The sequence below is a fragment of the Dyella sp. CR10 genome (assembly GCF_055814425.1).
The window spans coordinates 5,144,311-5,162,754 of the sequence record NZ_CP185986.1 but is presented as its reverse complement, the minus strand read 5'-3'; the positions used below and the strand labels follow the sequence as shown (position 1 = coordinate 5,162,754).

General features: G+C 67.1%; 18 protein-coding genes and 1 riboswitch. Of the genes, 9 read left to right on the top strand and 9 right to left on the bottom strand.

All coding sequences use genetic code 11. The annotated features are described in order from the left end of the window. Positions 1–81: 81 nt before the first annotated feature. From ACNR9O_RS23075 to ACNR9O_RS23065, 3 genes are all read left to right on the top strand, one after another. Positions 82–828: an SDR family oxidoreductase gene (locus ACNR9O_RS23075; protein ID WP_473684292.1), complete on the top strand. Its 747-nt coding sequence runs from the start codon at positions 82–84 to the stop codon at positions 826–828. 26 nt (positions 829–854) lie between these two features. Next, the gene (locus tag ACNR9O_RS23070; RefSeq protein WP_473684294.1) at positions 855–1,760 is read left to right on the top strand and encodes an SDR family oxidoreductase; all 906 of its coding nucleotides are present in this window, start codon (positions 855–857) and stop codon (positions 1,758–1,760) included. A gap of 263 nt (positions 1,761–2,023) precedes the next feature. Continuing rightward, a complete protein-coding gene (locus ACNR9O_RS23065; RefSeq protein WP_473684296.1) occupies positions 2,024–2,917 on the top strand; it encodes a LysR substrate-binding domain-containing protein in 894 nt (297 codons plus the stop codon). A gap of 8 nt (positions 2,918–2,925) precedes the next feature. Here ACNR9O_RS23065 and ACNR9O_RS23060 read toward each other — a convergent pair whose 3' ends face one another. From ACNR9O_RS23060 to ACNR9O_RS23050, 3 genes are all read right to left on the bottom strand, one after another. Continuing rightward, a complete protein-coding gene (locus tag ACNR9O_RS23060; protein WP_473684297.1) occupies positions 2,926–3,939 on the bottom strand; it encodes a DUF2333 family protein in 1,014 nt (337 codons plus the stop codon). 150 nt (positions 3,940–4,089) lie between these two features. Further along, entirely contained in the window at positions 4,090–5,970 is a 1,881-nt protein-coding gene (thiC, locus tag ACNR9O_RS23055) for a phosphomethylpyrimidine synthase ThiC (protein ID WP_473684298.1), read from the bottom strand. 65 nt (positions 5,971–6,035) lie between these two features. Next, a riboswitch (TPP riboswitch) is annotated at positions 6,036–6,130 on the bottom strand. 61 nt (positions 6,131–6,191) lie between these two features. Then, positions 6,192–6,842 (bottom strand): TetR/AcrR family transcriptional regulator, encoded by a 651-nt coding sequence (locus ACNR9O_RS23050; RefSeq protein ID WP_473684300.1) that lies wholly within the window; start codon positions 6,840–6,842, stop codon positions 6,192–6,194. Positions 6,843–6,931: 89 nt separating this feature from the next. Between ACNR9O_RS23050 and ACNR9O_RS23045 the strand changes: the two genes are divergently transcribed. From ACNR9O_RS23045 to ACNR9O_RS23035, 3 genes are all read left to right on the top strand, one after another. Beyond that, positions 6,932–7,267 (top strand): hypothetical protein, encoded by a 336-nt coding sequence (locus ACNR9O_RS23045; RefSeq protein WP_473684302.1) that lies wholly within the window; start codon positions 6,932–6,934, stop codon positions 7,265–7,267. Positions 7,268–7,435: 168 nt separating this feature from the next. Next, on the top strand, positions 7,436–8,095 hold the full coding sequence (locus ACNR9O_RS23040; RefSeq protein WP_473684304.1) for a protein-L-isoaspartate O-methyltransferase family protein: 660 nt from the start codon (positions 7,436–7,438) through the stop codon (positions 8,093–8,095). 32 nt (positions 8,096–8,127) lie between these two features. Continuing rightward, positions 8,128–9,444, top strand: a complete 1,317-nt coding sequence (locus ACNR9O_RS23035) for a TolC family outer membrane protein (protein ID WP_473684307.1) — start codon at positions 8,128–8,130, stop codon at positions 9,442–9,444. A gap of 73 nt (positions 9,445–9,517) precedes the next feature. Here the strand turns inward: ACNR9O_RS23035 and waaA are convergent, their stop codons facing one another. Next, positions 9,518–10,783 (bottom strand): lipid IV(A) 3-deoxy-D-manno-octulosonic acid transferase, encoded by a 1,266-nt coding sequence (waaA, locus tag ACNR9O_RS23030; protein ID WP_473684311.1) that lies wholly within the window; start codon positions 10,781–10,783, stop codon positions 9,518–9,520. Between the two features lie 91 nt (positions 10,784–10,874). Between waaA and lpxL the strand changes: the two genes are divergently transcribed. Both lpxL and ACNR9O_RS23020 read left to right on the top strand, forming a co-directional pair. Beyond that, positions 10,875–11,801, top strand: a complete 927-nt coding sequence (lpxL, locus tag ACNR9O_RS23025; RefSeq protein WP_473684313.1) for an LpxL/LpxP family Kdo(2)-lipid IV(A) lauroyl/palmitoleoyl acyltransferase — start codon at positions 10,875–10,877, stop codon at positions 11,799–11,801. Positions 11,802–11,868: 67 nt separating this feature from the next. After that, positions 11,869–12,783: a VirK/YbjX family protein gene (locus tag ACNR9O_RS23020; RefSeq protein ID WP_473684315.1), complete on the top strand. Its 915-nt coding sequence runs from the start codon at positions 11,869–11,871 to the stop codon at positions 12,781–12,783. On the opposite strand, the gene ACNR9O_RS23015 is transcribed toward ACNR9O_RS23020, so the two are convergent. The 4 genes from ACNR9O_RS23015 to ACNR9O_RS23000 all read right to left on the bottom strand — a co-directional run bounded on the left by ACNR9O_RS23015 (position 12,780) and on the right by ACNR9O_RS23000 (position 16,324). After that, positions 12,780–13,577: a glycosyltransferase family 2 protein gene (locus tag ACNR9O_RS23015; RefSeq protein WP_473684317.1), complete on the bottom strand. Its 798-nt coding sequence runs from the start codon at positions 13,575–13,577 to the stop codon at positions 12,780–12,782. The two genes, ACNR9O_RS23020 and ACNR9O_RS23015, sit on opposite strands and share 4 nt — an antisense overlap. Next, a complete protein-coding gene (locus ACNR9O_RS23010) occupies positions 13,567–14,823 on the bottom strand; it encodes an O-antigen ligase family protein (protein WP_473684319.1) in 1,257 nt (418 codons plus the stop codon). The genes ACNR9O_RS23015 and ACNR9O_RS23010 overlap by 11 nt, the downstream gene beginning before the upstream one ends. A 67-nt stretch (positions 14,824–14,890) precedes the next feature. Further along, positions 14,891–16,018: a glycosyltransferase gene (locus ACNR9O_RS23005; protein WP_473684321.1), complete on the bottom strand. Its 1,128-nt coding sequence runs from the start codon at positions 16,016–16,018 to the stop codon at positions 14,891–14,893. A gap of 96 nt (positions 16,019–16,114) precedes the next feature. Continuing rightward, complete coding sequence (locus ACNR9O_RS23000; protein WP_473684323.1) at positions 16,115–16,324, bottom strand: zinc-finger domain-containing protein; 210 nt, start codon at positions 16,322–16,324, stop codon at positions 16,115–16,117. A 193-nt stretch (positions 16,325–16,517) separates the two neighbouring features. On the opposite strand from ACNR9O_RS23000, the gene ACNR9O_RS22995 reads away from it, so the two are divergent. Continuing rightward, complete coding sequence (locus ACNR9O_RS22995) at positions 16,518–17,717, top strand: Yip1 family protein (RefSeq protein WP_473684326.1); 1,200 nt, start codon at positions 16,518–16,520, stop codon at positions 17,715–17,717. An 88-nt stretch (positions 17,718–17,805) separates the two neighbouring features. Here ACNR9O_RS22995 and ACNR9O_RS22990 read toward each other — a convergent pair whose 3' ends face one another. Next, entirely contained in the window at positions 17,806–18,390 is a 585-nt protein-coding gene (locus ACNR9O_RS22990) for a YceI family protein (protein WP_473684328.1), read from the bottom strand. Positions 18,391–18,444 lie beyond the last annotated feature (54 nt).

Here is an 18,444-nt window from a genome sequence, read left to right as displayed (position 1 = left end):
TCAACGCCCATCAAAACAAAAGAATGGCTCCCGACCCAATCACCGGCCCATCGCGGGCCATATCCCAAGGAGCGCATTCCCATGACTCAGCAGCAGCAGAACTCGAAAACGGCCCTGGTCACCGGCGCCTCGGGCGGCATCGGCCGCGCGATCGCCCTGCGCCTGGCGGCGGACGGCTTCGCGGTCGCCGTGCACTACGCCGGCAACCCCGACACTGCCGACCGCGTGGTGCGGGAGATCGAACAGACCGGCGGCCGCGCCGCAGCCATGCAGGGCGACGTGGCGGAACCGGAAGACATGCGCCGCGTGTTCGATGCGGCGGCGCAGCTGACCGGCGCGCTCGACGTGGTCGTGCACAGCGCCGGCGTCATGAGCAACCTGCCCATCGCCGGCGGCGACCTGGCCGCGTTCGATCGCATGATCCGCATCAATCTCCGCGGCGCGTTCGTGGTGCTGAGCGAAGCGGCGCAGCGCGTGCCGTCGGGTGGCCGCATCATTGCGCTGTCCACCAGCACGATCGGCCGCTCCTTTCCCACCTATGGTCCGTACATCGCCTCCAAGGCCGGCGTGGAAGGGCTGGTCCGCGTGCTGGCGAACGAAATGCGCGGCCGCAACGTCGCGGTGAACGCGGTCGCGCCCGGCCCGGTGGGTACCGACCTGTTCTTCCAGGGCAAGAGCGACGAACGGATCGCGGAGATCGCCAGGTTCGCGCCGATGGAGCGCCTCGGCACGCCCGAGGACGTCGCCGGCGCAGTCGCCTTCCTGGCCGGCCCCGATGGCCTGTGGGTCAACGGCCAGGTGCTGCGCGTGAACGGCGGCATGGTCTGAACCCACCCATCGGAAGGAGCACTCGCATGAACCAGGTCATTCTCATCACCGGCGCCTCCAGCGGTTTCGGCGCCCTCGCCGCCCGCGCGCTGGCCCGCGCCGGCCACACCGTCTACGCCAGCATGCGCGACACGCAGGGGCGCAACGCACCGCAAGTCGAAGCGGCCGAAGCCTATGCGAAGGAACACGGCGTGGATCTGCGCACGCTCGAACTGGACGTCCAGTCGCAGGCATCCGCCGATGCGGCGGTGGCGCGGATCGTCGCCGCCGACGGCCGCCTCGACGTGGTGGTGCACAACGCCGGTCACATGGTGTTCGGCCCGGCGGAAGCTTTCACGCCGGAACAGTTCGCGCAGCTTTACGACGTGAACGTGCTGGGCACGCAACGCGTGAACCGCGCCGCGCTGCCGCAGCTGCGCAGGCAGCGCAAAGGTCTACTGCTGTGGGTCTCCAGCAGCAGTACGCGCGGCGGCACGCCGCCTTACCTGGCGCCCTACTTCGCCGCCAAGGCAGCGATGGATTCGCTGGCGGTGAGCTACGCGGGCGAGCTGGCGCGCTGGGGTATCGAGACCTCCATCGTGGTGCCCGGCGCATTCACCAAGGGCACCAACCACTTCGCCCACTCCGGCACGCCCGCCGACAAAGCGCGCGTGCAGGAGTACGCGGAAGGTCCATACAAGGGTTTCGAGGACGAGATCCTGCGCGGACTGGCCGCCGGCGAGCCGCCGGATGCGGACGTCGCCACCGTCGCTGACGCCATGGTGGAGATCGTGAACCTGCCCTTCGGCAAGCGTCCGTTCCGCGTGCACGTGGATCCGGCGGACGATGGCGCGGCTGTGGTGGCTGCGGTGGCCGACCGCATCCGCATCGAGTTCCTGCGCCGGATCGGTCAGGAAGCGCTGCTGTCGCCGCGCGCCCCGGCCTCGGCCTGAAAGAAAAGCGAAGGCCCGGCCGCATCGCGCGGCCGGGCCTTCGCCGTTCAATTCCGAACCGGCGCGAGGCTGGCGGGATCGGCCGAGCGCAGGCCGGGCCGATGTACGGAGGCGCCGATGGCCATCACCAGCAGAGCGAGAGACATGGCTGCGCTCCATGCTGGCAAAGGATGCGCACGGTGCCGGCACGCGACTCTTTCACAAGAACCTGCTAAACAGCGAAGGAGTCTTGCCCGGGAAGCAACAATGAGGACGCGCCTCGCATGAAGACGAGCCTGGACGAACTGCAGACCTTCGTGACCGTGGTGGACACCGGTTCGATCACCGCCGCGGCCGAGCAACTGGGCCAGACCGTGTCGGGCATCAGCCGCGCGCTGAGCCGGCTGGAGGGCAAGCTCGATACCACGCTGCTCCGCCGCACCACGCGGCGGCTGGAACTGACCGAAGAGGGCCGCTTCTTTCTCGACCGCGCGCGGCAGATCGTGGGCGCGGTAGAAGACACCGAAGACGAAATGACGGCACGTCGGCAGAAGCCTGCCGGACGTCTGCGCGTGAACGCCGCGTCGCCCTTCATGCTGCATGTGATCGTGCCGCTGGTCGGCGGGTTCCGCGCGCGCTTTCCGGAGATCGAGCTGGAATTGAACACCAGCGACCAGATCATCGACTTGCTGGAGCAGCGCACCGACGTGGCGATCCGCATCGGGGCGCTGCGCGATTCCACCCTGCATGCACGGCCGCTGGGCCTGAGCCGGCTACGCGTGCTTGCCAGCCCCGCTTACCTCAAAGCGCGCGGCCAGCCGCGCCACGTGCGCGATCTGTCGCGGCACAGCCTGTTGGGCTTCGCCTTCACCGAAACGCTCAACGATTGGCCGCTGCGCCATGCGCAGGGCGATGCGCTGCGCATCGTGCCCAATCTGCTGGCCTCGAGCGGCGAAACGCTACGCCAGCTTGCGATCGCCGGTGAAGGCATCGCCTGCCTGGCCGACTACCTCACCGTCAAGGACCAGGCCGAAGGGCGGCTGGTGCAGGTGCTGGCGCGCGATACGCTGGACGTGCGCCAGCCGATCCATGCGGTGTACTACCGCAACACGCAACTGGCGTCGCGCATACGCTGCTTTCTCGATTACGTCGCCGAGGTGATGGAAGCCGTCAAGTAGCCAGCCCCTCAGCTCTTGCGCAGTTCCTCGCAAAGATCGAGCACTGCATCGTCGATGCGCGATACCGCAGCGGCGAGGGCAAGCGCGTGTTCGGGCAGGCGCACGAACGGCGCGCCATCCAGCGCCAGCGGGTTGGCCGGACCCGACTGCATCGCCTCGAGTTCGTCGATGGCCGTGCGCAGGTCGGCCTTGGCCTGATCGCTCTTGAGCACCGGGCCGAAGTCGTGCTGGAAGGCTTTCATCTGCACGAGCAGCGTGGCCGTGTAGCCGCGTGCTTCGTAGAGGGTCTCGTCGGCGCGGCGCCACGGCAGCCCGCCCCGCCGCAACGCCATGGCCGACGCGACGATCGGCCATCGCGGCGGCGTCAGCTCGCTCTGGTGCGGCGGGATCATGCCGGCGGCCAGGCGATCCTGCAGGGCATCGAGGCGATCGGTGACGACTTCCAGGTAGTCGGCCAGGCTGGCGGCACTGACATAGAAATGCGCGTTGTCCGGATCGTCGTCGGTGAGGCGTTCGAGATAACCCATCAGGTGATCGCCCGCCTTGCGGTACTGGCTCTCGGCGCTGCGCAGGGGCAGCCGGCCGACATGCCCGGACAACAGGACGTCGGCGGCGGCAAGGTCCCTGTCTTCGACCAGGGGCGCCCGTGGCCGGGCGAAGTCGACGCGCAAGGCGTGCAGCAGGTCGCGCGAGGCGACCAGGGTGCCGCGTTCCCAGCCCGGCGTGCCTTCGATCGCCGCGCCGGTGGGATGGTGATGGCCTCGCGGGGCGTGGCCGCCGTGCCGGCTGGCCAGGCCTTGCAGGGCATGGATCACGGTAACGGTGGTGGCGGCGCCCGGCGTGACCGGTCGGCGCATCGCCACCTGCTCGGTGCGGGGCGGCACGGAGGGATTGGCGATCGTGGGCTCGCGATCCCACCACCACAGGGCGACGCAGGCGATCAGCAGAGGGAGGGCCAGCACGACCAGCGCCACGCGCAGCAGGGCGTGGTTCGGTCTGGCGGTCGGGTCCGTCGCTTGCATCGGGAATTCCTTCGACTCCGGTCTTGGCGGAAACGCGCGTAAGGTAACCCGGATGACGCGGCGAGAACGTGCGTGTGCCGGGCAGGCCTCAAGAAAAAGGCCGCGCGTCACGAACGCGCGGCCCGGCGGTGCGGCGAAAGAAAGCGCGCATCAGGCCCGGTGGTAGACCTCCGAACCCTGCTCGCGGAACTCGGCGGCCTTCTCGGCCATGCCCTCGTCCAGCGCGGACGACTCGTCCACGCCGTGCTCGGCGGCGTAGTCGCGCACGTCCTGGGTGATCTTCATCGAGCAGAACTTCGGGCCGCACATCGAGCAGAAGTGCGCGGACTTGTGCGCGTCCTTGGGCAAGGTCTCGTCATGGAATTCCTTGGCCTTTTCCGGATCCAGGCCCAGGTTGAACTGATCGTCCCAGCGGAACTCGAAGCGCGCCTTGCTGAGCGCGTTGTCGCGTACCTGCGCGCCCGGATGGCCCTTGGCCAGGTCCGCCGCGTGCGCGGCGATCTTGTAGGCGATGATGCCGTCGCGCACGTCCTGCTTGTTCGGCAAGCCCAGGTGCTCCTTCGGTGTGACATAGCAGAGCATGGCGGTGCCGAACCAGCCGATCATCGCCGCGCCGATGGCAGAGGTGATGTGGTCGTAGCCCGGCGCGATGTCGGTGGTCAGCGGCCCCAGCGTGTAGAACGGCGCCTCGTGGCACTTCTCCAGCTGGCGCTCCATGTTCTCCTTGATCAGCTGCATCGGCACGTGGCCGGGGCCTTCGATCATGGTCTGCACGTCGTGCTTCCAGGCGATCTGGGTCAGTTCGCCCAGCGTGTCCAGTTCGCCGAACTGCGCGGCGTCGTTGGCGTCGGCCACGCAACCCGGACGCAGGCCGTCGCCCAAACTGAAGGACACGTCGTAGGCCTTCATGATTTCGCAGATTTCCTCGAAGTGCGTGTAGAGGAAATTCTCCTTGTGATGCGCCAGGCACCACTTGGCCATGATCGAGCCGCCGCGCGAGACGATGCCGGTGACGCGCCGGGCCGTCAGCGGCACGAAGCGCAGCAGCACGCCGGCATGGATGGTGAAGTAGTCCACACCCTGTTCGGCCTGCTCGACCAGGGTGTCGCGGAACAGCTCCCAGGTCAGCTCCTCGGCGACGCCGCCGACCTTCTCCAGCGCCTGGTAGATCGGCACGGTACCGATCGGCACGGGCGAGTTGCGGATGATCCACTCGCGCGTCTCGTGGATGTTCTTGCCGGTGGACAGGTCCATCACCGTGTCGCCGCCCCAGCGGATCGACCACACCAGCTTCTCCACCTCTTCGGCGATGCCGGAGGACACGGCGCTGTTGCCGATGTTGGCGTTGATCTTGGTGAGGAAGTTGCGGCCGATGATCATCGGCTCGCTTTCGGGATGGTTGATGTTGGCCGGAATAATGGCGCGGCCACGGGCGACTTCGTCGCGCACGAATTCCGGTGTGATCAGCTTGGGCAGCGAGGCGCCGAAGGATTGGCCGGGATGCTGGTTGCGCAGCGCGCTTTCAGCCAGGGCTTCCAGCTTCTGGTTCTCGCGGATGGCGATGTATTCCATCTCCGGCGTAACGATGCCGCGACGCGCGTAGTGCATCTGCGTGACGTTGGCGCCGGCCTTGGCGCGCAGCGGCTGGCGCAGATGGTGACGGAAGCGGATCGGGTCGAGCTTGGCATCGGCGGCACGCTGGCGGCCGAAGTCGGAGCTGAGGCCGGTCAGGCGCTCGACATCGCCGCGCTCTTCGATCCACGCTGCGCGCAGGGCCGGCAGGCCAGCCGCCAGGTCGACCTGGTAGCCCGGGTCGGTGTACGGGCCGGAGGTGTCGTAGACGGTGACGGGCGGGTTGTCTTCGCCACCGAACAGGGTCGGCGTCTTCGCCTGGCAGATTTCGCGCAGCGGCACGCGCAGATCCGGGCGACTGCCCTGCACATAGATCTTGCGCGAACCGGGTATCGGCCGGGTGACGGCCTCGGAGAGTTCCTGCGCGGCGCGCGCGAGATCGTTGGGCTGGGCATTCATCGGCGTGGCGTCCTTCGTGAGGCGGGGGAACACGAAGCGGCGGCGCCGGATGCACGAACAGTGACGGATCGTGCGGCGAAGCTCCCTACACCGGTGCTAACCGGATCAGGTTCGAAGGGACTCTCTCAGCCGACTGTGGTCGGCACCCCCGCTTCCAGAAGGCAGGTATTCAAGCACGAATCGCCGGATACGGGCGAGTACGCGGCGTGAAGGCGTGCGGATCAGCGCGGCAGGTAGGCACGCAGGAAGGTGGACACGCCGGCGCGGGCGTTGGCTTCCATCTCGCTGGCGAAGGCTTCCTGGCAGCCGTCGCAGCCGAACATGCGGCGCAGGACGAGGTCGCCCTTGATCAAGGCGAGGAACTGGACACTGGCCTGGGCGACGTTCTCGATCTCCAGCTTGCCGTCGTCAACCGCCTGTTGCAGCAGGCGTTCCATCAGCTTGTGCGTGCGGGTGGGACCTTCCTCCCACAGCAGCTTGCCGTAACGCGGATTGCCCTGGCGGCAGTCGCTGAGGATGGCGCGGAAGGTGCCGACATTCTTGGGGTCGCAGTCGATGTGGGCGTGGGTCATGGCCACGTGCATCAGCACGTCGCGAATGTCCGCCGTCGAGTCGTACTGGTAGGTGTCTTCGGGCAGGACGTCCTGAATGTGTGCGCGGATGACTTCGCGGAACAGGTTGTCCTTGTCGCCGAAATGGCTGTAGACGGTGAGCTTGGACACGCCGGCCTCGGCGGCCACGGCGTCCATGCTGGTGCCGGCGAAGGCGTTACGCACGAACAGGGCCTTCGCGGCCTCGAGGATCGCCGCGCGCTTTTCCATGTCCTTCGGGCGGCCAGGACCCTGGGGCTTGGTCTGCGCGATCGTGTTCATGCCGTTCTACACCTTCACAAAGGGATAACCGAGGTTTAGTATACGCGCCGGTTTACTTATTTTCCACCGCCGTCCTGAACGGCCGACCCATGACCTCTACTATCGCAGAACTCGCCCTAAGCGGCCCCTATCGCCACGCGCAGCGCATCCTGGCGGCGTGGCTCGAACAAGGACAGGCCCTGGCCAGGCGCCGCTCGTTCGCCGTGCGTGTCGCCCTGGCTGCGCTCAACGCGCCCGAACGGCATCGCCTCGCGCGCTGGCTCGCGTGGCTGGCGGTGGCCGCGGAAAGCCGCCGGCAGCCGCCGCTGCTGCCGCGCATCCGGCTGCTGGATGCCACGCTCGGCCAGGCTGCCGAAGACGTCTTCGCACGGCTGCCGGTGGACAAGGCATCCAAGCCGGCGGATAACCAGCGTCTGACAGCGTGAGTGTCCGCGGACACGGCGCCGCGCATGACTTCCGTCAGCTCGCCGCGGTGACTTCCGGCACTTCGTGGGAAAGCATGCAAGCTCCAGGCTTTTGAACATTGTCGGGACTGGTCTAAGCGCTTATCCTTTCTGACCTTTTTCGACTTTGCACGGGACATAAGGCTGATCATGGCGATGAACTTGGAACAGGCGCGTCAGAACATGGTGGAAAACCAGGTGCGCCCCTGGGAGGTGCTGGACGCGCGCGTGCTCGACGTGCTCGGCCGCCTGCATCGCGATCAGTTCGTCGCTCCGGCGCATCGTGCGCTCGCCTATGCCGACGTGGGCCTGCCGATCGGCCACGGCGAAGTAATGATGAAGCCGGTGCTGGAAGGCCGCGTGCTCCAGGCGCTGGAACTGAAGAGCGACGACCAGGTGCTGGAAATCGGCACCGGCTCGGGCTACCTCACCGCCTGTCTGGCGAGCCTGGCCGGCCACGTCACCAGCGTCGACGTTCACGCCGACTTCGTTGCCAGCGCTGGCGAGCGCCTGGCCCAGGCCGGCATCGGCAACGTGAAGCTGGAAACCGGCGAGGCGGTCAATGCCTGGCAGCCGACTGGCCAGTTCGACGCGGTCGTGGTCACTGGCGCCGTCTACGAGATCCCCCAGCGTTTCCTCGCCTGGCTCAAGCCGGGCGGCCGTCTGCTGGCGGTGCGCGGCGAGTCGCCGGCGCAGCAGATGGTGCTGCTGACTCACGAGGGCGAAGGCCGGTATCGCGAGGAGAGCATCCTCGAGACCGATCTGCCCTACCTGATCCACGCCGAGCCGCCTCGCAAGTTCGTTTTCTGACCCCGAATTCTCCATTCCCCGAGAGGCAACCCATGCGTTTGAAGCTTCTGACCCTCGCCCTGGCCCTGACGGCGCTCCCGTTGTCCGGCCACAGTGAGGATTTGCTGGATGCATACCGAGAAGCCCGCGCTAACGATCCGGTGCTGGCGCAGTCCGACGCGACCCGCTTGGCCACCGGCGAGGGCGTGACGCAGGCACGTGCGCTGCTGCTGCCGCAGGTGAACGGGCAGGTGCAGTTCAACCAGCTGAGCGGCTCCAACAGCAGGGACACGTCAGGCGGCCATTCGCGCAGCCGTGGCGAGAGCGCCACGCTCAACCAGAGCGTGCTCGACCTGAGCAAGTGGGCCAGCCTCAAGACCGCGCGCTCGCAGTCCGACGCGCAGGATCAGCTCTACCAGGCCGCGCTGCAGAACCTCTACGTGCGCGTGACCCAGGCCTATTTCGGCGTGCTGACCGCGCAGGATTCGCTGACCTTCAATAAGGCCAACGAAGAAGCCTACCGTCAGTCCTACGAACAGGCGGACCAGCGCTTCAAGGTCGGCCTGGCCGCGGTCACCGACGTGTACCAGGCCAAGTCGTACTACGAGCTGGCCAAGGCGCAGACCATCGCTGCCGAGAATTCGCTCAACGACGCCAAGGAAGCGCTGCGCCAGATCACCGGCCAGCCGGTCGGCGAGCTGAAGAAGCTGCGCGACGACCTGCCGATGGACGCCCCCTCGCCGAACGATCCGAACGCCTGGGTGGAAGAAGCGCTGAAGCACAACCCGAACGTGCTGTCGCAGGAATACTCCGTCGAAGCCGCCGAGCACAGCATCAGCGCCGCCCGCGCCGGGCATCTGCCGACCATCGACGCCACCGTCACTCGCGGCAAGACCAGCGCCTGGACGGAGAATGGCGGCGTCGGCATCGCCGGCAACGGCCGCTGGGGTACCACCGCGGGTCTGACTCTGTCGGTGCCGATCTTCGCCGGCGGCGGCACGCAGTCGCGCGTGCGCCAGACGATCTATGAGCGCGATTCGGCCAAGGATTCGCTCGAATCCACCCGCCGCCAGGTCTCCCGCGACACGCTGAACTACTACCGCTCGGTGGGCGCAGGCATCCTGCAGGTGCAGGCGAACCGTGCTTCGGTGGAATCGGGCCAGAAGGCACTGGAAGCCACCCGCGCCGGTTTCGACGTGGGTACGCAGACCATGCTCAACGTGCTCAACGCGATTCAGACGCTGACCCAGGCGCAGAGCAGCTACTCGCAGGCCCGCCATGCCTTCATCCTCAACAAGCTTCAGCTGAAGCAGGCCGCAGGCACCATCGACATGCCCGACCTGGAGGCGGTGAACTCGTTGCTGCAGTAAACATCGCGCTCCGCTTGCGTCTACGAAAAAGGCCGGGCATGCCCGGCCTTTTTCATGCCTCTGGCTCCCAGCCTCATTCCTGCAGCTGCTTGTCAATCAGCTCCATCACGCGCTGCACGGCGCCGCGTTCGCTATCGAACACGATGCGCGCCTGCGTACCCATGGTCTTGCGCCGCTCCTTGTCGCGCAGCAGCTGCAGCACCGCTCCGCCCAGTTCGCCGGCCTCGTCGATGCGCATGGCCGCGCCATCGCGGATCAGCGTGAGCGTAATCTCTTCGAAATTGAAGGTATGCGGCCCCACCAGCACGGGCGTCGACAGCGCTGCCGGCTCGAGCACGTTGTGCCCACCGATCGGCACCAGGCTGCCGCCGACGAAAGCCAGATCCGCCGCCGCGTAGAACTGCATCAGTTCACCCATCGCGTCGATCACGAAGACCTGATGAGAAGGAGAAGGCACACGATCCGCACTGCGCGTGGCCGAGGTGAAGCCCAGGCTGCGCACCGAGCTTTCCACCAGCTTGAAACGCTCGGGGTGGCGCGGCGCGATCAGCAGCAGTGCATCCGGCAAGCGCTTGAGCACCTGCAGATGCGCTTCGAGCACCGGCAGTTCCTCACCCTCGTGCGTGCTGCCGGCGATCCACACCGGCCGCAGATGCCCCCATTGCCGGCGCAGTTCTTCGCCCGCCTGTACCGCCGCATAGGGCACCGGCATGTCGAACTTCAGGTTGCCGCTGACCACGATGCGCGCCGGATCCACGCCGAGCAGCCGGTAACGCGCGGCATCCGTCCGTGATTGCGCCGCGATCTGCCGCACGCAACCCAGCGCCGAACGCACCAGCCCCTGCAGCGGCCGGTAGCCGCGCAGCGAACGCTCGGACAGCCGCGCGTTGACGATCATCAGCGGGATACCGCGCTTCTTGCAGGCGAAATAGAGATTCGGCCAGATCTCCGTCTCGACGATGATCGCCAGGCGCGGCCGGACCCGCTTCATGAAACGCGACACGGCGAACGGCAGGTCGTACGGCAGATAGACGTGGTAGACGCTGTCGCCGAACAACTGGCGCACGCGCTCCGAACCGGTCGGCGTCACCGTGGTGATCACCAGCGGCGCGTTGACGTAGGCCTCGCGCAGCGCCTTGATCAGCGGCTCGGCGGCATTGACCTCGCCCACTGATACCGCATGCACCCAGATGCTACCCTTCACCCGAGGCCCCTGGTAGAAGCCGAAGCGCTCGCGCCAGCGCCGATGGTAGTCGCGATAGCGCACGCCACGCGCCAGCAGCCGCATCATGATCAGCGGCGTCACCAGGTACATCGCGAGGGTGTAGAGGTAGCGCAACGGTGGGCTCTCGGATCCGGCGCGGCAGTATAGCCGGTGGCCCTCCTGCGGCAGGCCGGGCCTGGCTCGTGCTTGCTACAATCGACCGCCCATGCCCGGCACACCGCGTCCCTCCTTCACCACCAAGCTGCTCTCGCCCATTCATTGGCCGGCGTGGCTCGGCGTGGGCGTGCTCCGGCTGATCGCGTGCCTGCCTCGGCGAGCGCTGATGGCGGTGGGGCGCGGCCTCGGTCTCCTGATCCAGCATTTTCCGTCGCGCCGCCGGCATATCGCCGAGGTCAACATCGCGCTGTGCTTTCCCGAGCTGTCGAAGCCGGCGCAGGCCGCGCTGGTCGACGCACACCTGCGCGATATCGGCCTGATGATGGTGGAGTTCGCGCTCGGCTGGATGGGCAGCGACCGCGCCATCGCGCGCACGCCGGTGACGCTGGAAGGCCTCGAGCATCTCGAGGCCGCGCGCGCTCAAGGCAAAGGCGTGCTGCTGGTCGGCGGCCACTTCTCGCACCTGGAATTGTGCGCGCGTCTGGTATCGCGGCACATCCGCATCGCCGGCATGTACCGGCGCATGGACTCGGACGTATTCGAATGGGCGGTACTGCGTGCCCGCCTGGATTACGCCGATGCGATGTTCGACAAGGACGACATCCGCGGCACGGTGAAGTACCTGCGCGGCGGTGGCACCCTGTGGTACGCGCCCGACCAGGACATGCGCAGCAAGGACAACGTCTTTGTGCCGTTCTTCGGCGTGCCCGCGGCCACCATTACCGCGACGCATCATCTTGCACGGTTGTCCGGCGCGCTGGTCATTCCTTTCTTCCATCGCCGCCTGCCCGACGACAGTGGCTATGCGCTGCGCCTCGGTGCTCCCCTGCAGGATTTCCCCGGGCCGGATGCCGCGGTCGATACGGCTCGCGTGAATACTTGCATCGAGCAGATGGTGCGCGAAGCGCCCGAGCAATATCTCTGGGTGCACAAGCGCTTCAAGACCCGGCCGCCGGGCAGCCCGGACGTCTACTAGGCCGCGACAGGCAGACGACAGATAGATCGCGTACAAGGCACGCGGCTCATCCCCACATACGCGTGCCATGTCTCTTCGTTTGTTCCTGCGCTCGCTGCGCCGTCGGCATGATTGGCGCGGCTCGCCATCCAAACGTATTGCCTCCGGGCTGAAATACCTGCTTCGCAGCGTCCGCATGGCGCCGCGGCAGGCGGCATGGTTGCGCACGGTGTACGGCTCGCCGCGGCTGGCCGCGATCGTCGAGCACGACCCGCGCCTGCTGGAGCGCTGGCACCACCACTACATCAATCGCCAGTTCGGGCGCGCTCGCCGCATGGCGGTGATGGACGAGCACTTCCGCTTCGTCTTCACACACCTGCCGGCGATACTCGCCGACGATGTCTATCTGCGCGGGAATCATCTCGTCGGCACGCTTGTGCTGAAGGACGGCAGCGAGCTGCGCATCGAACTGCGCCGGCCTACCGGCCGCAGCCGCGAAGGCGAGCTGGCGCTGTGCCTGGCCAACAGCCAGGACCAGATCCTGTCGTCAGCCATCTTCACTGTCGCCGACGAAGGGCGCTCGCTGCTGATCGGCTGCATGCAGGGCGCCGCCGCCGACCTGGGCCGCGAGGCCGTGCGCGAGCTGACCAAGCAGTGTCATGGGCTGCGTCCGAAGAACCTGCTGTTCTCGCTGCTGCTGGCCTTTGCCGACGCCTACGGCATCGCGCAGGTGCGAGGTGTTGCCAACCTCGCCCATCCCTTTGCCGGCGAGGCGGACAAGATCAAGGCGGACTACGACGCCTTCTGGCAGGAGTGCCAGGCCGAGCCGCTGAGCGACGGCTTCTACGCCCTGCCCGCGCGCGAACCCGTGCGCGACGAAACGCAGGTGGAGAGCAAGCACCGCTCCGCATTTCGCAAGCGCGAAGCGCTGCGACACGACGCCTGCGTGCTGCTGGTGACCGCGCTACGCGGTACATCGCTGCCGCTGGAACGCGCCGCCTAAGCCTGCGGGTCCTTGCGGGACCCTTCCGGCACACGCGTCTCGCGCATCTCGGCGCGGGTCGCCTCGTAGAGCTTGGCGTACTTGAGAAAGGCATAGAACGCGTGGATGCGCGCAGCGATGAAGCCGGCCCATCCGGACCGGTAATGCCCGCGCAGCAGGTAATAGCGGACAAACGCCGCGGTAGCGTTGGTCAGCATGCGTAGACGCAGGCCCGTGGCGCCACGCCCAGCCAGATCGGCCACCTGCATGCTCGAGTAGCGGTTGGCTTTGTCCACGCGGCCCGCGATATCGCGCTCGCCGTAATGATCCATCACCAGGTCCAGCACGCCGACGCTGCCGTCCACTGCTACTTCCTCGTGCACCTGGTGGCCGCTCATATGCGCGCGCCGGCGGTCGAACAGACGCACATAGTGATTCAAGCGACTGCGCGGTGACTGCCATTGCCAGAAGATCCATTCGCGTCGCCACAGCAGATAACCAGCATGCGCGGGCTCCGCTAATACCTGGCCGATCGCCTCGCACGAGCCGGCAGGCATGGCTTCGTCCGAGTCCAGCAGCAGTACCCAATCGTGCCGGGCCAGATCGATCGCCGCCTGCTTCTGTGCGCTGTAGCCGGCGAACGGCTGCACTTCAACGCGAGCACCGTAATGAACGGCGATAGCGCGCGAGGCGTCGGTCGACCCCGAGTCCAGCACCACGATCTCGTCGGCCCAGCGCACGCTGGCCAGGCAGGCATCGAGCGTGGCCGCACTGTTGTAGCTGGTGACTACGACGGACAGGGGTTCACGCGCCATCCGCATCCTCCACGTACAACGCCGCGCACCACAGCCCGAGCACCCACGCGAACAGCAAACCCCACCACGCCGAATAGAAGGCCAGATGGGTATTCAGTGGAAACATCATGACGCCCAAGGCGACGGTGGCCGGAAAGGCGCGTGCACGCGCGGCCGGACCGACACCGCGCCAGCGATACAACGCCAGTCCGGCTGCTGCCAGCCATAGCAACAGACCGACGACACCGGTCTCGGTCAGCACCTCCAGCAACCATTGGTGCGCATGACAGGCCCCTTCGCCCACGCCACAGGCTTCACCGGTCACCACGAAATGGTCGTTAGGCGGCGCCACCTGCGGGTAGGCATAGCGGTAGCCGCGCACGCCGACGCCGTTGAGCGGGTGCGCCTGAACCATACGCAGGCTGGTGCGCCAGATGTCCAGGCGCCCGCTGAGCGCCGTATCCAGTGCCTGGCTGGAGCCTTGCAGCGCCGTCAACGTCTTCTCCATGCGCGCATGGAAACGCTCGGAGGTTTTCCAGGCCACCCCGCCGGCGGCTACCGCCACCAGCGCACCGGCGCCGCACAGCAGCAGGAAGCGCTTGGGCGATGCGGTTTCGCGCCAGGCAAACGCCGCCGCTACCAGCGCATAAGTGAGCCAGGAAGCGCGCGAGCCTGACAGCAGCACCGGCCCGAGCAGGAGCAGTCCGGCGAGAACAAGCCCGGTGCGGCCCCAGCGCCGACGCGCTGCCCACAACGCGAAAGGCGCCAGTACCGCTAACGTCGGACCAAGCTTGAGATTGGTGCCGAAGATGCCGGAGATCCGCTCCGCCTCGGCATGCCCACCCAGGCTCCAACCGGTCAATGCCTGCACCCAGGCGTCCAGCACCCACAGCGCAAGCACCGCACCCACCGCGGTGTACAGCGCTTCGAGCTTGCCCGGGCGACGGATCGCGAAGCACGCGTACAGCCCCAAAGGCACGTAGCGCAGCAGCGCCGCCACGGTGGACCAGCTCTTGCCGGGAGCGATTGCGCCGAAGCACGACAACAGCGCCGCGCCGACGTAGGCGCCCAGCAGCCACAGCAGCAGCCTGGCGCCTGCGTGATCCGCCAGGGCTCGGGGATGCCGCGCGAACAGCAACAGCACGCCCAGCAGGCACAGGAACGTGCCCAGCTCCGCGCTGCGCCCGAACGGCAGCAGCGCGATCACCAGCCAGAACGGCAACAGCGGCGAGCGCAGCGCCGCCTTGAGCGCGGAAAGAACGGACATGCATGGTCCCGGCGAGAAAAGCCCGCGCATTGTAGGCGAGCGTGCCGGTCATGCGGCGGGCGACGCCTCAGCCGGCGATCACTTCCTCGTACAGCGCCAGGGTCGCCTGCTGCATGTCCGTGAGGCGATAGCTCTGCAGCATGGGGATGGCCGGCGCCACGCGCAGCAGCTCGGCCGCACGCTCGACCAGCCTCTCGCGATCGCCTACCGGCACGCGGCCGGCCGGGTACAGCTCGGCCAGCAGCTCACCGACGCCGCCATGCGCATAGCCCAGCACGGGGCGGCACAGCGACAGCGCCTCGATCACCGTGCGGCCGAAGGACTCCGGCTTGTTGGACAGCTGCAGCACCAGGGCCGAGATCGCGTAGATGTCCCGCACGTCGTTGCGCGGCGGTGTCAGCACCACCTGGGACTCGATGCCGCGTGCGCGGATCAGCTCACGCAGCTCCGCCACGTAGGCTTCGCGTCCCGGCTCGATCACGCCCAGCAGGAGCAGGCGCGCATCGATACCGCGGCGCTTGAGCTCGGCGATCAGCTCGACCGCGTCGTGATGGCCCTTCAGGCGCGTGCCGCGGCCAGGCAGTGTCAGCAGCGGCGCGCCGGCCAGGCGCGGGAATTCGGCGAAAAACGCTTTCTGCCAGGCGTCGTCGGGGCGGTGTCCATAGGGAAACGCTTCCGGGTCGATGCCACGCGGGATCACCCGCACGCGCGAGGGCTCCAGCCAGCGATAGTGGCTGAGCACGTAGTCGCGCAGGGTCTGGGAGACCGCGATCACCCGCTCGCCCCGCAGCAGGATCGAGCTGTAGCGGCCGGGCGAATTGAGCCCGTGCACGGTGGTTACGAAATGCGGGCGGCGCTTCATGCCACGGATGGCCCACCAGCCCAGCCAGGCCGGCAGGCGCGAGCGGGCATGCACGATGTCCGGCTGGATACCGTCCAGCACGCGGCGCAGGGCGCCCACGCGCAGCACGGTGCGCAGCGACTTGCGGCCGATATCGAGGGCGATGTGCTCGCTACCTTCCGCTTCCAGCTGCGGGACAAGCCGACCACCTGCCGAAATCACGATCGAGCGATGGCCTGCCTGCACCAGCGCGCGCGCAACCTCCAAGGCCGACCGCTCGGCCCCGCCGGACTGCAGGGCCGGGATCAGCTGGACGACGGTCAACGACCGGGCTGGTGCGGCGACGGCGGACATGGACGGTTCGATAAATGCCTTCATCCCTGCGGACAAGCAGCAATCGTGCCGAATGCCGCCCTTTTTTATGAGCAGGGCCGCGCGGCCCCGGCCTTGCTAGTCGCGCAGCACGTAGTGCGCGCCGCAGTAGGGACAGGTCGACTCGCCGCCGTCTTCGACGATCGGCAGGTAGACCTTCGGATGGGAGTTCCACAACGACATGCCCGGCAGGGGGCAGGACAGCGGAAGGTCCTGGCGCGTCACTTCATAACGATTTTCGGCATTCGCCGGAATCTGCCGTACGGGCTCGGCGGGGGAACGCGGCATGGGGACAAGGCTCCAGACTGGACAGCGGGCCGCTTATGGTAGCAGGCTGCGACGCCCGGCCAGCGCGTCGAGGCAGGGGAAAAGAACCATGTCCGGGCCAGCCGCCCGGCCCACGCAGATTGTCACGGAGCGGCCCGATCATCCGCCTCGCCGGCGGCCCGCTCCGCCGGATCAACCAGCCTGAGGGAGCACCATGGATTTCGGAAAGATCATCGCCCGCGCGCGGGCCATCCTCACCACGCCCAAGACCGAATGGCCGGTAGTCGCGGCCGAGCCCGCCACGGTGCAGGGGCTATACGTCAACTACATCCTGGTCGTTGCCGCCCTGCCGGCCATTGCCGGCTTCATCAAGAACAGCCTGATCGGCTTCAGTCTGCTGGGCGTCACCGTGCGCACGCCGGTGGGCTCGGGCCTCGCCGGCATGGTGCTGCAGTACCTGCTGTCGCTGGTCCTGGTCTATGTCATGGCCCTGATCGTCAACGCGCTGGCACCGACCTTCGAAGGCCAGAAGGACCAGGTGCAAGCCGTGAAGGCCATCGCCTACGCCTGGACCGCCAGCTGGGTAGCCGGCATCGCCGTGATCCTGCCGTGGATCGGCGTGCTGGTCGCGATCGCCGGCGGCGTCTATGCGATCTACCTGCTCTATCTGGGCCTGCCGGCCACGATGAAATGCCCGCCGGAGAAGACGGCCGGCTATACCGCCGTCACTGTGGTGATCGGCATCGTGCTGTCGTGGATCATCGGCATGGTGGTAGCCGGCGTGATCGGCACCGCGGCGCTCACCGGCGCGGCAGTCAGCGGCAGCCGCGTCACCCTCGGCAGCGCCGACGGCAGCGTCACCGTGGATCCGAACAGCGCCGTGGGCAAGCTTGCCGCCATGGGCGACCGCGCCGAGCAGGCCAGCAAGGAACTGGAAGCCGCGCAGAAATCCGGCGCCGTGCAGTCGCTCCCGGCCGACCAGATCAAGGGCTTCCTGCCGGACAAGGTGGGCAGCTTCAAGCGCGAGAGCCTGTCCGCCGAACGCAGCGGCGCAGGCGTGCAGGTGACCGTGGCGCACGGCGAGTACGTCGACGGCGATCGCCGCATCGATCTGGAAATCTCCGACACCGGCAGCATGAAGGGCATGATGGCCATGGCCACCTCCTTCGCGCCGGAAGCGGAGCGGCAGACCGACACCGGCTACGAGAAGACCTACAGCGAGAACGGCCGCCTGGTGCACGAAAGCTGGGACAAGACCAGCAAGAGCGGCGAGTACGGCGTCATCGTCGGTCAGCGCTTCTCGGTGAAGGCCAGCGGCAATACCAGCGATATCGATGCGCTCAAGGATGCGGTGAAGAGCGTGGACCTTGGCAAGCTCGAAGCGCTGAAGAACGAAGGCGTCGCCGGCAACTGATACCGCGCGATCCGCGCATGAAAAAGCCCGCGCCGATGACGGCGCGGGCTTTTTTTGGCACTGGCCGGCGGCAGCCGCCGGTCGCGCCTTACTCCGACTTCGGCACGGAGGCTTCGGTCGTGATGTGGATCTTGATGTCGTCGCTGACGTTCGGCACGTAGGCGCCCATGCCGAAGTCCGAGCGCTTCACGGTGGTGGAAGCGTCGAAGCCCACGGTCTGCACCTTCAGCATCGGATGCACGCCGCTCTTGTTGAGCTTGGCATCCAGCACGACCGGCTTGGTCACGCCATGCACGGTGAGATCGCCGGTGATCTTGTACTTGCCGCCGCCCAGGGACTGCACCTTGGTGCTCTTGAAGGTCACGGTCGGGAATTTGTCGGCGTCGAAGAAGTCCGGCTTCTTCAGGTGCTCGTCCAGCTTGGTCACGTGCGTGTCCAGGTTGGCCAGCGGCAGGGTCACTTCGACCGACGACTTGGCGGCATCCTTTTCATCGAACACCAGGGTGCCCTCGCCCAGGCCCAGGTTGGCGGTCGGGTTGGAGAAGCCGAAGTGGTTCCAGCTGAAAAGCACGTTGGTATGGGTCGGGTCGAGCTTGTAGGTGATCGGCTCGGCCTGGGCGGAAACAGCGGCGCCGATCAGGCCGGCGAGAACGAGATAACGAAGTGCACGCATGAGTATTCCTCCGTGGAAGAGAGAGTTCGGACTTAAGGACAGGCGAGGCGCGAC